The sequence below is a fragment of the Asticcacaulis sp. AND118 genome, assembly GCF_020535245.1.
GTDB lineage: Bacteria > Pseudomonadota > Alphaproteobacteria > Caulobacterales > Caulobacteraceae > Asticcacaulis.
Window position 1 is genome coordinate 124,672 of the sequence record NZ_CP084910.1, and the last position, 15,575, is coordinate 140,246.

The 15,575-nt window shown below is 61.4% G+C and carries 13 protein-coding genes; 2 read left to right on the forward strand and 11 right to left on the reverse strand.

The features are described 5' to 3' along the window. Positions 1-165 precede the first annotated feature (165 nt). The 10 genes from LH365_RS00555 to miaB all read right to left on the reverse strand — a co-directional run bounded on the left by LH365_RS00555 (position 166) and on the right by miaB (position 10,928). A complete protein-coding gene (locus LH365_RS00555; RefSeq protein ID WP_226744280.1) occupies positions 166-2,097 on the reverse strand; it encodes a bifunctional diguanylate cyclase/phosphodiesterase in 1,932 nt (643 codons plus the stop codon). Positions 2,098-2,183: 86 nt separating this feature from the next. Beyond that, positions 2,184-2,798, reverse strand: a complete 615-nt coding sequence (locus LH365_RS00560) for a hypothetical protein (protein ID WP_226744281.1) — start codon at positions 2,796-2,798, stop codon at positions 2,184-2,186. A gap of 100 nt (positions 2,799-2,898) precedes the next feature. Then, the gene (trmB, locus tag LH365_RS00565; protein ID WP_226744282.1) at positions 2,899-3,621 is read right to left on the reverse strand and encodes a tRNA (guanosine(46)-N7)-methyltransferase TrmB; all 723 of its coding nucleotides are present in this window, start codon (positions 3,619-3,621) and stop codon (positions 2,899-2,901) included. A gap of 81 nt (positions 3,622-3,702) precedes the next feature. Then, complete coding sequence (gene metK / locus LH365_RS00570) at positions 3,703-4,875, reverse strand: methionine adenosyltransferase (RefSeq protein WP_226744283.1); 1,173 nt, start codon at positions 4,873-4,875, stop codon at positions 3,703-3,705. A gap of 164 nt (positions 4,876-5,039) precedes the next feature. Continuing rightward, complete coding sequence (locus LH365_RS00575) at positions 5,040-5,390, reverse strand: helix-turn-helix domain-containing protein (RefSeq protein ID WP_370639753.1); 351 nt, start codon at positions 5,388-5,390, stop codon at positions 5,040-5,042. 156 nt (positions 5,391-5,546) lie between these two features. Beyond that, positions 5,547-7,226, reverse strand: coding sequence for an apolipoprotein N-acyltransferase (gene lnt, locus LH365_RS00580; protein ID WP_226744285.1), 1,680 nt, complete (start codon positions 7,224-7,226; stop codon positions 5,547-5,549). Beyond that, complete coding sequence (locus LH365_RS00585) at positions 7,223-8,113, reverse strand: hemolysin family protein (protein ID WP_226744286.1); 891 nt, start codon at positions 8,111-8,113, stop codon at positions 7,223-7,225. The genes lnt and LH365_RS00585 overlap by 4 nt, the downstream gene beginning before the upstream one ends. Positions 8,114-8,123: 10 nt before the next feature. Further along, positions 8,124-8,597, reverse strand: a complete 474-nt coding sequence (gene ybeY / locus LH365_RS00590; protein WP_226744287.1) for an rRNA maturation RNase YbeY — start codon at positions 8,595-8,597, stop codon at positions 8,124-8,126. After that, positions 8,590-9,549: a PhoH family protein gene (locus LH365_RS00595; RefSeq protein ID WP_226744288.1), complete on the reverse strand. Its 960-nt coding sequence runs from the start codon at positions 9,547-9,549 to the stop codon at positions 8,590-8,592. Before LH365_RS00595 ends, ybeY begins: the two co-directional genes overlap by 8 nt. After that, on the reverse strand, positions 9,546-10,928 hold the full coding sequence (gene miaB / locus LH365_RS00600; RefSeq protein ID WP_226744289.1) for a tRNA (N6-isopentenyl adenosine(37)-C2)-methylthiotransferase MiaB: 1,383 nt from the start codon (positions 10,926-10,928) through the stop codon (positions 9,546-9,548). The genes LH365_RS00595 and miaB overlap by 4 nt, the downstream gene beginning before the upstream one ends. Before the next feature lie 162 nt (positions 10,929-11,090). Between miaB and LH365_RS00605 the strand changes: the two genes are divergently transcribed. Together LH365_RS00605 and LH365_RS00610 are read left to right on the forward strand one after the other, a co-directional pair. Then, positions 11,091-13,694, forward strand: coding sequence for a glycosyl hydrolase (locus tag LH365_RS00605; RefSeq protein WP_226744290.1), 2,604 nt, complete (start codon positions 11,091-11,093; stop codon positions 13,692-13,694). After that, positions 13,691-15,103 carry a glycoside hydrolase family 28 protein gene (locus LH365_RS00610; RefSeq protein ID WP_226744291.1) on the forward strand — a complete coding sequence of 471 codons (1,413 nt, stop codon included), beginning with the start codon at positions 13,691-13,693 and terminating at the stop codon, positions 15,101-15,103. Before LH365_RS00605 ends, LH365_RS00610 begins: the two co-directional genes overlap by 4 nt. Here LH365_RS00610 and LH365_RS00615 read toward each other — a convergent pair whose 3' ends face one another. Further along, positions 15,104-15,514 carry a Fur family transcriptional regulator gene (locus LH365_RS00615; protein ID WP_226744292.1) on the reverse strand — a complete coding sequence of 137 codons (411 nt, stop codon included), beginning with the start codon at positions 15,512-15,514 and terminating at the stop codon, positions 15,104-15,106. Positions 15,515-15,575 lie beyond the last annotated feature (61 nt).

Sequence of the window (15,575 nt, forward strand, 5' to 3'; positions counted from 1 at the left end):
AGAGGTTTCGCCCGAAGTCTCGGCGGGTTCCGGGCAACAAAAAAGCGGCTGGCCTTCTGAAGGGCCGCCGCCGGGGCCGGAAGGCCGTTCGGACGATGTTGGCGTCTGTATAGTCCCGAAATGCACGCCTGCCAAGCGAAAACGCGTTTAACCCCCAAAAGGGACTCAGCCGCGCGCCAGATAAAGCGTCGTGGCGCGGCGGTGCGCTTCGCCGGCCAGGTAGTCGGCCACATCGTCGGCCGGGATCGGGCGTCCGATCAGATAGCCCTGAATGTAGCGGGCCCCTATGGCGCGTAACTGATGCAACTGGGCCTCGGTTTCCACGCCCTCCATCACCGCATCCATGCCCAGCGTCGCCGCCATGTCGAGCATGATCTTGACGATCTGAGCGCCGCGCGGCCCTTCGGATAAACGGCGGATAAAGGCCTGATCGATCTTGAGGGTATCGACCTCTATATCGTTGAGATAACCGAAATTGCTGTAGCCCGCGCCGAAATCGTCGAGCGACAGACGCGTCCCCAGCGCCTTCAGTTCGCTGACCGCCGTCATGGCCTGCTCGAAGTCGGTAAGCATGGCGGTTTCGGTGATCTCGAATTCGATGCAGGCCGGATCAAGGCCCGACGCCCGCACGATGTCGCAGACGCGCTGCGTGGCTGACGGGGACATCAGATCGCGTGCCGATAAATTGAAGCTGACGCGCATCCCGGCCGGCCATTCGGCAGCGGCGCGCAGGGCCTTGGCCAGCAGGACCGGCGTCATGGCGGTGATCACACCCACGCGCTCCGCCGCCGGGATGAAACGGTCGGCGGGCACGCAGCCCAGACGCGGGCTGTGCCAGCGGGCCAGCGCCTCAAAGCCGATGGTCGTGCGATTATCGAGGTCGTACTGCGGCTGGAAGACTACCGAAAGCTCGGCCTCCATATTGATGGTGCGCAGGGCCTGCTCCACCGCCTGCGCGTCGCGAACTTCGCGTGCATGGGCGGAATCGAACAAAACCGCTTCACCGCGTCTCAGGTGCTTGGCGCGGTAAAGGGCATAGTCGGCCTGTTCCAACAGACGCGACGCCAGGGCGGCCTCTTCGTCGCGGCGCGCCAGGCCGGCGGAGGCCGACAGGCTGGCCAGTTCGCCGTCGACCGCGAAAGGCGCCTCCAGCGCGCGGCAAATGCCCACCGCCACCACGATCGCTTCGGCGTCCGACAGGTCCGTCATCAGCAGCGCGAACTCATCGCCGCCCAGACGCGCGATCAGACTGCCGGTCGGCGCGGCTTGAATCATGCGGCGTCCGGCTTCACGCAGGACATGGTCTCCGGCGGCATGGCCGAAAATGTCGTTGACCGGCTTGAAGCCGTCGAGATCGATCAGAACCAGATGAAAGGATCTTGCCGAAGCGCACAGCCCGTCAAGCGCACGCAGGAACTCGCGGCGGTTGGGCAATCCGGTCAAAACGTCATAGGCGGCCAGATGCAGGGCTTCGTCGCGGTGCCGGTCGGCCTCCAGCCGCGCCACGAGGCTGCGGCGCATGGCGGCGCGGATGACAGCAGCCAGACCGAAGGCGGTAACCACGCCGGCGATCAGCAGCCAAAGCCATAGCTCGACGTGCCCCGTCTCGAAGCGAAGAGCGAAGGCGATGAACGCCGACACACCGGCCAGAACCGAAAGGATAATGCCGCGCTGCGTGGCGCCGCACAGGGCAAAGACAGGCAGGACGAGGATGAAATTGATCAGTTTGAGCGGCTGATATTCCATCGCAATATCGATTACCGTATTGGCGATGACCAGCCCGTTGACGTTCAGACTGACGAGGTCGAGTTGGGCCGTAGGGCGCGCGACGCGAAGATAGCCCCACATCACCACGCACAGCACACTGGTCAACACCGACATCGCAGGTATAAGGCCCGGATCGCCTTCGACACGGTAAAACAGGGCATTGATCAGAAAATAAAGGCCGGCAATGGCGACATAGCCGCGGATGACCGGGCGCATTTCGGCGCCGAGGGCCTGAGAGACAAGCGGATCGGACGGAGTCAGACGCAACAGGGTACGGAACCTTTGTCCGAACGCTGCGATAAATCCTACGCCTTCACTGTTACGCCACATGGTACTCACCCGATACTGCGGGTGACCTTAGGCACAATCGTTAAATATCCGGCTAAACGAAAGGCTTAACAACGCGCTAAGGCTGATCAGAAGAACAGGGGATAGATATCGAAATACTGCGGCGGCACGTGCAGGGCGACCGTATGGCCTGTGTAGAACATCATCATCAGATAGGTCACATAGCCGCCGATCCCCACTGTGACGACCAGAAGGCCCCACGAAACCGGGCGTACAGTCTTCTTGAAGATGTCGAACAGGATGCAGCCCATGTGCACGAACACGGCGAACACCGCCAGAGCGTAATAGGGGATGAGCGCGTACATCCAGCCCGTCTGCATCAGGCCGGCGACGATCAGATAGATGTCGGTATCCACCGCCATGAGTTGACGCACATAAAAGATGAAAGCGACATGGGTGAGGGCGAAAAAGGCAATATAGACGCCGGAAGCCGCCTGAAGCTGATGGATGAAGTCTTTCTTCTTCGCCCATATTTCGCGCGCCAGCGCCCAGCCGGTCAGGATCTGCATCAGGAAGGCCAGCAGGACGACCATCTCGACCACGGGATGGCGATAGACCATCCGCGCCACGGCCATGAAGGTCACGTGGGTTTCCAGTCCCTGCAGGCCCAGCAGATGATTGGCCATGTGCAGGCACAGAAACGCGAAAACGAATCCCGCCGAAACCTTATGCAGGCTTTCCATCGACCACCCCGACACCCCGATTAAACAGAGTAGTACAGGGTAAACGCAGTGACTGGCTACAGGCTTGCGCCGAACAGGGGTGAAATGTGGCCTTTTCGCGTCAGTTTCGCGTGCGGCGATAAAAGTCGAGGAAGACCGGCGCGCAATCGCCCAGCTTCTTTTCTTCATAGCGCGTGGTGATGTGATCGGCCGGAGGTACGTTCCATTCGGTTTGCGACTGCGCGGTCCAGTCGAACGCCGCGTGCTGCGTGGCGCGCTCCAGCGTCCAGTCGGCATAGTCGGCCCAGTCGGTGGCGAAGCGCAGACGCGCGCCGTCCTTCATCACGCGGGCAAAGGCGTCCAGCGTCTCGGTCTGGACGAAGCGGCGCTTGTGATGGCGCGCCTTGGGCCACGGATCGGGAAAGAGGATGAAGACCTTGTCGATGCGGGCGGCGTTCAGCTTGTCGATCACCGGACGCGCATCGCCCGGCATCACACGCACATTCTTCAGCCCGCGCTCGTCGATATGACGCAGCAGGGAGCCCACGCCATTGAGGAACGGCTCGAAACCGAGGATCAGGGCCTGAGGATTGCGCTCGGCCTGCGTGGCCAGATGTTCGCCGCCGCCGAAGCCGATCTCCAGCCACAGCTCGCTGTGACCGCCAAGGTCGCCGGCATTGAGGCGCGCGATCAGGGCGTCGTTGATCTCGATATCCGGCAGCAGGGTGTCGAACAGGTCGGCCTGACGCGGCTTGAGCGTACGCGACTTGATGCGCCCGAATGAGCGCATGGGCCCCCAGGAGGGAGACGTGCCGGGGGATGCATTGGAGGTTTCGTCTGACATAGAGCGTCCTTATGGAACGCCAATCATCCCTTCCCCGTTCAAGGGGGAAGGGAGAGGAAATAGGGCGTGTTCGGCGCTCTCTTAGAACTCGGCTTTCAGCGCGTCAACCAGATCGGTCTTTTCCCACGAGAAGCCGCCGTCGGCATCGGGGGTGCGACCGAAGTGGCCATAGGCTGCGGTACGCTCATAGATCGGCTTGTTCAGCCCCAGATGCAGGCGGATACCGCGGGGCGTCAGACCACCGATCAGTTCCGGCAGCAGGGCTTCCACCTTCGCTTCATCCACCTCGGACGTGCCATGGGTGTTGACGTAGAAGCTCAAGGGGCGCGACACACCGATGGCGTAGGAGACCTGAAGCGTGCAGCGCTTGGCCAGACCCGCCGCCACGACGTTCTTGGCCAGATAGCGCAGGGCATAGGCCGCCGAACGGTCGACCTTGGTCGGGTCCTTGCCCGAAAACGCACCGCCGCCGTGCGGGGCCGCACCGCCGTAGGTGTCGACAATGATCTTGCGACCGGTCAGGCCGGCATCGCCGTCCGGACCGCCGATGACGAAGTTGCCGGTCGGATTGACCAGCCATTCGGTATCCGCCGTCACCATGCCGTGCGGCAAGACTTCGATGGCGTAGGGCTTCACGATGGCCTCGACATCCCTGGGCGTCAGACCGTCCTTATGCTGGTGCGAGATCAGCACCTTGAGGATGCGCGACGGCACGCCGTTCTCATATTGCACAGTGACCTGCGACTTGGCGTCGGGCTCAAGGCGGTGGTCGCCGCCGTGACGCGCTTCGGCCAGACGACGCAGGATGTTGTGCGACCATTGCAGCGGCGCGGAGGTCAGTTCTTCGGTTTCGTCCGAGGCGTAACCGAACATGATGCCCTGGTCGCCGGCGCCTTCGTCCTTGTTGTCGCCGGAATCGACACCCATGGCGATGTCAGCCGACTGGGCGTGCAGGTGGCAGGCATAGTGCGCCGTGGCCCAGTGGAAACCCTTCTGCGCGTAGCCGATATCCTTGATCGCCGCGCGGACCTTGTCCTCAAGTCCACCGATAATGTCGTGCATCTTGTCGTCAGCAGCACGCACCTCACCGGCCAGGATGACCCGCTCGGTCGTAACCAGCGTTTCGCAGGCCACGCGCGCTTCCGCGTCTTCACGCAGAAAGGCGTCGACCACAACGTCGGACACCCGGTCGGCAACCTTGTCCGGATGACCTTCGGACACGCTTTCGGAGGTAAAGATATAGGACGGACGCATGGTGACGCTCCACGGTTCAACAGAATGGCTCCCTTCCTCATATAAACATATCTTTATATGATCAAGCCGTTTGTGCGTGCGTCATATCAGCGTGCCACAAAACAAAACCCCGCCGGCGCCGGCGGGGTTTTCACGGAGATATCAAAATCGTCCGAAGGCGCAATTCAAGCGTCTTCATCCTCGGCCATGGCGCGTACCAGTTCAAGAATGCGGCGGCGATGCTTGGCGTTCTTGATGCGCGGGAAGGCCTCGGCCAGTTCGATGCCCTCGGTGGTCATAAGGAAGCCGTGCACGAACTGCTCGGACTCGGACTCCGAAAAGCCTTCGACCGCTTCGGACTCACCGTAACCTTCGAAGAAGTAGGCTACCGGCGCCTTGAGCGCGCGCGAGATTTCGTACAGTTTCGATGCGCTGATGCGGTTCGAACCGCGCTCGTACTTCTGTACCTGCTGGAAGGTGAGGGCGATGGTCTCAGCCAGCGCTTCCTGCGACATTCCCAAAAACTTGCGACGCATACGCACACGCGCACCGACATGCAAATCAACCGGATTCGGACTACGGTCCGTCTTAGAATTATCGTCCAACTTTGCCTCTGCTTTTTTCGGCGCGCCTTGTTGCAACGCCGTTCTTCGTACTGCCTCTTCGCACCCGGACTAGCGAAAAGGTTAATTTTATTGGTTGTTTTTGCTAACGGCTACAAAAGTCGTAAACATAACAGGAATCAAGCAAAAAAGCGCGACCAGCACGAGGTGCAGATGCCGCCAAAGAGTGTAAGGGGCAAATGCTACCGCTTCCGGTAACAGCACATCACGGAAACCTGACTGGCTTATACCTATTTCAGACCCTTTTACGATGCGACCCAACGGATCGATCACCGCAGATACACCCGTTGGAGTTGATCTTACCATGGGTAAACCTTCCTCTATGGCGCGATAACTCGACAGGTTGAGGTGCTGAACCGGTCCGGTCGTCGGGCCGAACCACGCGTCGTTCGAAATATTGACAATCCAGGATGGTTTGGGCCGGGCGGAAACAGGTTTACCGCCGTTGTCCGCCAGGGCGGGAAACAGGCCCTCATAACAGATCAGCGGCAGGAAACGCGGCAGATGCTCAACCTCTACCGCCCTTGTACGCGGGCCGGGCGTAAAACCGTCGCCCACATGCGCCAGTTCCTTGACCCCCAGCTTTTCCAGCGTGGATTCAAACGGCAGGAACTCACCGAAGGGCACCAGCTTGAACTTCGAATAGACAACTTCGTAGGTCGTCTCAGCCTTGTCCCGTGACAAGGCCAGCAATGAATTTCGCCATACGAGCAAGTCGTTTTCATCCATCGCGCGATGATAGGCCCCCCACAGCAGGACCTGATTTTCGGATAATAAAATGCCGAATAGATTTGCAGTCTCTGATTGTGGGTCAAGCAGGTTCTCAGCGGCGTCAGGCAAGGCCCCTTCCGGCCAGATCACCACGTCCGGATAGGGCTTATTATCACGTTTTGTTACTGATTGTAAAAATTCCCGCGTTGCGTGTGCCTTGGTGAAGGATACATACTCACGCATGACTTTCAGCAAAGCGCCTTCGGTCCATTTGGCCCTCTGACCGATGTTCGGCTGGACCAGTCGTATCCACGTGTCCGTCGTCCGGATCTCGGTCGTGGACAGCCTCACCGCGCCGTAGCCGGCGCCCGCAATCAGCAGCACAGCCGACACCACCGCCGGCCACGCGCTTTTCAGATCGCGGCCCCACCGGCTGACGGCCGGGCTGGAGAACAGGGCGACGGTAAACAGGCTCAACCCGTAGACGCCGAACAGCGAAGCCAGTTGCGAGACGGCCGAACCGGCCTTCCATGTCGCGCCTGCCGGGTTCCACGGAAAGCCGGTCAGTACGGTGCCGCGCAGCCATTCGAACAGGCAGAACAGGCCGGTAAATAGCAACCAGCGCGACCAATGGCCGCCCAGACGCCCGGCCGCCAGTTTGCGATACACTGCAAAGGCCGCGCCCCAGAAGAGGGCGATGCCGCCCGGTAACATGCAGACCGCGAACGGCGCCATCCAGCCCTGATTGCTGGCGTCGACCAGAAAGGCTTCTGCCACCCAGAAGCAACCGACAAGGAAATAGAGGAAACCGGCCCACCAGCCGAGGGCAAAGGCCTTGCGCAGCGGTTTCGGGCCCAGATCCTGATCCAGACTCCGCAACAGAACGGCATAGGCCAGCAGCCCCGGCAGAAACCCGAACGGAGGCTGAGCCAGCCCCAGCAGCAGCCCCAGCAGCGCCGCCTGCCGGTTCGGGCCCACATAGCGACGGTAGAGGGCAACAGCAGGCGCGAGACGGGCGCCGAGGTCGGTCAGGGTCATAAGTCTTCCGCGATCAGGTCGGGTTTGTCTTCGTGACGATGCAGGCGCAGGCGTTTGATGCGGCGCTGATCGGCGTCGAGCACTTCTATATCGATCCCCGCCGCGGCGTAAGGGATGATTTCGCCCGGCTGCGGCACCCGACCCGCCAGCATGGCCACCAGCCCGCCCAGCGTATCGACCTCTTCCTCGCTGTCCTCCAGATGCAGGTTCAGCTCCAGCCGTTCTTGCAGCGTCTTCAACTCGACGCGACCGCCGACCTCGATTTCGCCGGTCGGGGTTTCGATCAGGTCGTCGGTTTCTTCGTCGTCATATTCATCGGCGATGTCGCCCACAACGGCTTCGAGCAGGTCTTCCAGCGTCACCAGACCGTCGGTCCCGCCGTGCTCGTCGATGACCAGCGCCATGTGCGAACGCTCCGTCTGCATCTTCAGCAGCAAATCGGTCGCCGACATGGCCGACGGCACGTAGATCAACTCGCGCTTCAGCCGCCCGGTCACCGGCGCGTCCCAGTCGGGAATGCGCCCGTCTTCCGACGGAGCCAGCAGCTTGAACACGTCCTTGACGTGGATGACCCCCACGGGATGATCGAGATTGTCGCTATAGACCGGCAGGCGCGAATGTTCGCTTTCGACGCAGACGCGCACCAGTTCAGACAGGGTGGCGGTATCTTCGATGCCGATAATGTCCACGCGCGGCGTCATCACGTCGGTGACCCGCAGATTCTGGAAAGCACGGGCGTGTTCGATGAGGTCGTTGGAAACATCGGGGCGGTCGCTCAGACTGAGCGGCTTTTCCGCCTCGTCCGGCCCGATCAGGCCGAAGAGATTCAACAGGGTCTTTCTGGGTCCGGTCGTGCGCTGTGCGCCGCGACTGTCAGGCTCCGGCATGATGTGTGGCCTATTCGTTGTTTAGATAAGGATCGGCGATGCCGAGCCCCTGCAGGATCTTCCGCTCAAGGTCTTCCATCTCCTCGGCTTCGGGATCGTTGATATGATCATAGCCCAAAAGATGCAAAGCGCCATGCACGCTGAGGTGCGCCACATGATCCCTGAGCGTCTTTTTCTGTTCTTTCGCCTCGCGCAGGCAGGTCTCGAACCCGAACGCGATATCGCCCAGGTGCGGATGCATCATGTCGGGAGCCGGAAAGGACAGCACATTGGTCGGGGCGTTCTTCTGACGGAACTCTTTGTTGAGCGCCTTCATTTCCGCATCGTCGGTCAGCAACACGACAAGGTCCAGTTGTTCCTTCGCGCCCAGATGCGCGAACGTCGCCTCGATGGCCCCGGTCACCACCGCCGACACCTCAGGCAGGGCGTCTGTCCAGTCGTCGTGCTCGACCTCGATATCGATCAGGGGGGCAAATTCAGTCATGGTTTTCGCTGTCATAGGCCCGCACGATGCGCGCAACCAGTTCGTGACGCACCACGTCTTCGGCGGTCAGACGGGACACGCCGACGCCTTTTACGCCGTTCAGCAGACCCACGGCGTGGACCAGTCCGGAATCCGAAGCACGCGGCAGATCGACCTGTGACGGATCGCCGGTGACCACCATTTTCGAGCCTTCGCCGAGGCGGGTCAGCACCATCTTCATCTGTTGCCGGGTGGTGTTCTGCGCCTCATCGACGATGACATAGGCGTTGGAAAGCGTGCGTCCGCGCATATAGGCCAGCGGCGCGACCTCGATCTCGTTGCGCTCGCGACGACGACGCAGGCCTTCCGCGCCGAGAATATCGTCCAGCGCCTGCCAGATCGGCATCAGATAGGGATCGACCTTTTCGTTGAGATCGCCGGGCAGAAAGCCGAGCTTTTCACCGGCTTCGACCGCCGGACGGGTGATGACCAGACGATCGACCGCCCCTTTGAGCAGCAGCGACGTGCCGTGCGCCACGGCCATGAAGGTCTTGCCCGAACCCGCCGGCCCCAGCCCGAAGGTCAGGTCGTTGCGCAGCAATTCCTTGTAATAGGCCGCCTGCCCTTCGGTCTTGGGGGCGATGGCGCCCTTGCGGCCCATGACGATGACGTGCGATTGCCCGTGATGGTCGGCCCAGACCGGCGACTTGCCCGTCGGGTTCTGGATCAGGGTGCGGACATCGACCTCGCTGATCTCGACGCCTTCGTCGTACAGTTCCGACAGGGCATTGATGATGACATTGGCGCGCTGACGGTCGCGCACCTTGCCCGTGATCTGGAAGCCCCCGCCGGGGGTTTCGATCAGCACGTGGTACGCGCCTTCGATCAGCGCCAGATAACGCTGGGCCGGGCCGGACAGGGCCAGAACCTTGTCTTCATCCAGATCGATAAAGTCTTCGGTGGCCAAGGTCATTGCGCGGCCACTTCGGTGGTCACATTCGCTAACTCACCGATCAGCGAATTATTGCCGATACCGATGATCTTCACCGGCACGATCTGCCCGATCAGGTGCGAAGCGTCCTCAGCGAACACGGCGTGCAGCCAGGGCGAGCGGCCGATGGCCTGCTGACCGTAGCGGCCCGGCTTTTCAAACAGCACATTAATCGTCCTGCCCACCAGCGACGCCTTGAAGGCCTGACCTTGTTCATTGATCAGGTCCTGCAACGCCTTGAGGCGCGCATCGGCCACGGCCTCATCGACCTGACCCGGCATGGCGGCGGCCGGCGTACCCGGACGCCTGGAATATTTGAACGAGAAGGCCGAGGCGTAACCCACCGTACGGATCAGGTCCATCGTGTCTTCGAAATCCTTGTCCGTCTCACCGGGGAAACCCACGATGAAATCCCCCGACAGGGCGATGTCCGGCACGGCGGCCTTCAGACGCGCAATCAGATCGATATAGGCCTGACGCCCGTGCTTGCGGTTCATCGCGCGCAGGATCTTGTCCGAACCCGACTGCACCGGCAGGTGCAGATAGGGCATGACCGCCGCATTATCCGCATGGGCACGGATCAGCTCATCGGTCATGTCGTTGGGGTGCGAGGTGGTGTAGCGGATGCGATCCAGCCCTTCGATCTCCGACAGAGCCTGCATCAGGCGCGGCAGGGTCGATTCAGCCCCATCGGCATCGACGCCGTTATAGGCGTTGACGTTCTGACCCAGAAGCGTGACTTCGCGCACGCCCTTGGAGGCCAGCGAACGCGCCTCTTCGATGATCGAGGCCACCGGACGCGACCATTCCGCGCCGCGCGTATAGGGCACGACGCAGAAGGTGCAGAACTTGTCGCAGCCTTCCTGCACGGTCAGAAACGCCGTCGGGCCTGTGGCATGGCGTTCGGTGGACAGGGCGTCGAACTTGTCTTCCGGCGCGAAATCGGCCCTGAGGCGCTCGCCCCTGGCCCGCGTCGTGCGCGCAATCAGTTCCGGCAACTGGTGATAGGCCTGTGGCCCGACGACCAGATCGACGGCCGGCGCGCGATTCATGATTTCCTCGCCTTCGGCCTGCGCCACGCAGCCGGCCACAGCGATGGTCATGCGCCCTTCGCCGCGCGCTTCCTTTTCCTGCCGCATCATCTTGAGACGACCGATTTCGGAATAGACTTTTTCCGCCGCCTTCTCACGGATATGGCAGGTATTGAGCAGCACCAGATCGGCGCCTTCCGCCTGATCGGACACGGCGTAGCCCAGCGGGCGCAGCAGGTCGGCCATGCGCTCGCTGTCATAGACGTTCATCTGACAGCCGTAGGTCTTGATGTGCAGCTTTTTGGAAGCGGAAGATGCGGTTTCACTCATGGGGTGCTTATGAGGTTTCGGGCCTCTTTTTTCAAGTGCAGAGGGCTCATTTTATCCACATGTCAGACGGAGCCGAAAACGTGTTCCGTATTGATCAAGAACGATTGAGGGTGATTATTTTGTATGATAATTAGTCATCAAAACAATAAACAGGGAAATGCCATGTGCCTTAAGGGTCCGAAATCTCTGCGCCCTCTTTGCGCCTTGTCGCTTACGGCCCTGCTGTGGGCAGGCTCAGCCCCTGCGCAGAGCCTTTACGAGGGATTCACGCACCCGCCCGTCGAAGCGCGGCCCATGGTGCGCTGGTGGTGGTTCGGCCCAAACGTCGATGACGCCGAGATCGTGCGCGAAATCAAGGCTATGAAGGCCGGCGGCTATGGCGGCTTCGAGCTGGCCAGCCTCTATCCGCTGACGGTCGATGGCAATACGCCCTACCTGTCCGATCGTTTTATCGAGGCCGTAAAACTGGCCAACAAAACTGGTCGTAAGGAAGGCTTGCGCGTCGATGTGACGCTCGGTTCCGGCTGGCCCTATGGCGGGCCGCACATCACGCCGGACCTCGCCGCCGCACGGGTCAAGCTGGTCAAGCTTTCGCTCCCTGCCAAATCCACCACCATCGATCTGCCCGCGCTACAGGCCGGCGAACAGGTCGTCGCCGTCTTCGCCGGGACCAGCGCCGTCGATGCCCGCCTTATCGATCCGGGCAAGGTGACAGCCGATGCGCAGGACCGCACCGCCTTTGTCGTCCTGCAAACCCCGACGGGTCAGCAGGTCAAGCGCGCTTCGGTCGGGGCCGAAGGCTATGTGCTCGACCACATGGCTACCGATGCGGTTCAGACCCACCTGCACGCCGTCGGCGACCGTCTGATGCGCGGGTTTAAAGACGCCCCGCCGCACGCCGTCTTTTCCGACAGCCTTGAGGTCTATGGCGTCGACTGGACCGACGATCTGCTGATCGAGTTCCAGAAGCGCCGCGGCTACGACCTCAAGCCGCACCTGCTCAAATGGTTCGAGGACACGCCCGACAGCGCTGCCGTCCGCCGCGACTGGGGTCTGACCCTCGCCGAACTGACCGAGGAACGCTACCTCAAGCCGGTCAACGACTGGGCCGCGAAAAACCGCACCCTGTTCCGTTCACAGACCTATGGCCACCCGCCGGTCAGGCTGTCAGCCGTGCGCCTGTCGGACATCGCCGAGGGCGAAGGCGCGGACTGGCGTATCTTTTCCCGCCTGCGCTGGGTCAGTTCGGCCAACCACCTCTACGGAAAGTCGATCACCTCCGCCGAAAGCTGGACCTGGCTGCATCAGGGCGCGTTTCAGGCCGCACCTCTGGACGTGAAGGCCGAAGCCGACACCCTGATCCTGCAAGGGGTCAATCACTTTATCGCCCATGGCTGGCCCTATTCGCCGCCGCAGGCCGGGGAACCGGGCTGGGCCATGTACGCCGCCGCCGTATTCAACGACCATAATCCGTGGTGGATCGTCGCGCCGGAAATGAACCTCTACCTCCAGCGCATGAGTTGGCTGCTGCGGCAGGGCGAGCCGGTCACCGACATCGCCATCTACGTGCCGCAGGACGACGCGCTGGCCGCCTCAAAGCCCGGCAGCGTGTCGATCGACGGGCAACTGAGCACGCGCATCACCAGGGGCCTCACCGCGCAAATCCTCGATGCCGGGTATAATTTTGACTATGTCGACGACGCGGCGCTTAACGCCCCCGGCTTCAAACACAAGGTGCTGGTCCTGCCGAAAATGCAGCGCATCGACCCCAGGGCCTATGCCCGCATCGAAGCCTTCGCCCAATCCGGCGGCAAGGTCGTGGCGGTGGACGGTCTGCCCGACCGCGGCGCCGGCCTGAACGACAGGGATGCCGACATGCAGGCCATAAGCACCCGCCTGTTCGCACAAGGCGCGGTGCCCGAAAGCGCGCTGGGCGCAACCCTGACCGCGCTCACCGCCCCGGACGTCACGGGCCTTACGCCGCAGGTCGGTTTCGTTCACCGCAAACTCGAAGGCAGCGATCTCTATTTCGTCGCCAATACCGGCAATACACCCGTAACGCTGAACCTGAGGTTTCGCGGAAACAAGCACGGCTTGGAATGGAACCCCATCGACGGATCGCGCAGCTACTGGGCAAACGGACCCGTGCGACTGGCCCCTTATGAATCGCGACTTTTCGAGTTCGGAAAGAACGCCGTACTGGATGCCTGGGCCATGCACACCGGTGAGCGCCGTGTGACGCTCGATACGGGCTGGACCATCGCCTTCGGCAAGGGCGCGCCAAGGCCGCTGAAGGCCTTCGGGTCGTGGAGCGACAATCCCGAAACCGCGCACTTTTCCGGCGTCGTTACCTATCGGCGCACCCTGACCCTGACGCAGGACGACATCGTATCAGGCCTGACCCGCCTCAATTTCGGCGAAGGCACGCCTGAGCCGATTCCGACCGGTCGCCGCAACGGCTCGCAGGCCTTCCTCAACGCGCCGATACGCGAAGCGGCGGAGGTTTTCGTAAATGGCGAGCGCGCAGGGGCCGTGTGGACCTCGCCCTTTGTCATCGATCTCAGGGGCTTCCTTGTCGCGGGTAACAATATTTTGGAAATCCGCGTGGCCAATACGACGATCAACGCGCTTTCGGCACAGACACCCGCTGACTACACAGCGCTCAAAGCCAAATACGGCGACCGCTTTCAGCCGCAGAATATGAACAATCTCAAACCCCTGCCGTCCGGTTTGCTACAAGCGCCCGTGCTGGAGATAGCGCAATGACGGTTTCAGGGACTTTTTCGCGCCGTTCGGTCCTCTATGCCGGGTTTGCCGTGCCCCTGTTCGCCGGTTACGCCCGTGCCGCGTCCGGCCTCAGCCAAACGCAGGTCTCGGCCAGCGCCCCTTTCGACATGCCGTCGATCCGCGTGCCGGACTTTTCGAAGGCTAAACGCTTCCCGATCACGGATTTCGGCGCCTCTCAGGGGGATCAGGCCGCCACCTCCGCCGCTATCGCCAAGGCCATCGATGCCGCGCATCAGGCCGGTTCGGGCGTGGTGGTCGTCCCCGAAGGCGTCTGGCCCACGGCGAAAATCCACCTGAAAAGCCACGTCAACCTGCACCTGTCGAAGGGCGCGACCCTGCTGTTTTCGGAAAAGCCCGAAGACTATCTGCCGCCGGTCCAGACCTCCTGGGAAGGCATCGAGTGCCTGAACTATTCGCCTCTGGTTTATGCTTTCGATTGTGAAAACGTGTCCTTAAGCGGCGAAGGGAGGCTGAAGGCGAAGCTGGATGTCTGGCAGATCTGGTACAAGCGTCCCAAGCCGCACATGGACGCCCTCGTCGCCCTCTACGAAATGGCTTACAAGAATGTGCCGGTGTCCGAGCGCCGGATGGTTTCTGGCGAAAACCATCTGCGCCCGCACTTCGTGCAGTTCAACCGCTGCCGTAACGTGCTGATCGAGGATATTTCGATCGAGGACAGCCCCTTCTGGACCATCCATCCGCTGTTGTGCCGCGACGTGGTCATCCGCCGCGTCAAGGTCCACGCCCACGGCCACAACAATGACGGTGTCGATCCGGAGATGAGCCAGAACGTGCTGATCGAGGATTGCGTCTTCGATCAGGGCGACGACGCTGTCTCGGTCAAATCTGGGCGCGACATGGATGCCTGGCGGCTGAATACGCCGACGAAAAATGTCGTCATGCGCAACTGTCAGATCAGGAACGGCCACCAGTTAATGGCCGTCGGCAGCGAACTGTCCGGCGGGATTGAAAACATCTTCGTCGATAACTGCCACTTCGTCGGTACGGGCAAGGGCGAGGACGGTTGGGCCGTACCGATCAACAACCTGCTCTACGTCAAGACCAATGAGCGACGTGGCGGCTATGTGAAGAACATCCACATGCGCAATGTCAGCGCCACGAAGATACAGGGCAGCGTGCTGGCCGTCGAAACCGACGTACTCTATCAATGGCGAACGCTGCTGCCGACCTATGTGCGCAAGCTGACGCCCATTGAGGGGCTGCACGTGTCGGACATCCGCGTTGAGCAGGCCAAGAGTCTGTGCTTCATCAAGGCAGAGGCCGAAATGCCGGTGAAATACGTATCATTGGAAAAGGTGCGTGCGGCCAAACTGACCGACGCCACGGTTACGACGCAGAATGTGCAGAATCTGATCAGTCGAAACTGATTACTTGTCTTCCAGCGGCACGCCGTAGAGTTCGAGCTTATGGCCGACCAGCTTGTAGCCGAGCTTTTCGGCCAGGGCCGTCTTCAGCTTCTCGATCTCTTCGTCGAAGAATTCGATGACTTCGCCCGACTTGATATTGATCAGGTGATCGTGGTGATCCTCGCCTGCCTGTTCATAGCGCGAGCGACCGTCGCCGAAATCGTGACGCTCGACCACACCGGCCTCTTCGAACAGGCGCACGGTGCGATAGACGGTGGCCAGCGAAATGTGCGGATCGACAGCCGCAGCGCGGCGATACAGTTCTTCGACATCCGGATGATCGGTCGCCTGGGACAGCACACGGGCGACGACCCGGCGCTGATCGGTCATGCGCATGCCTTTTTCAACGCATTGCTGTTCGATACGGTCCATGCAGGCCTCCCGGAGTGTCGTTGCCAGATTATCGCTGAACGTCCTGCGGCTTCACGCCGCA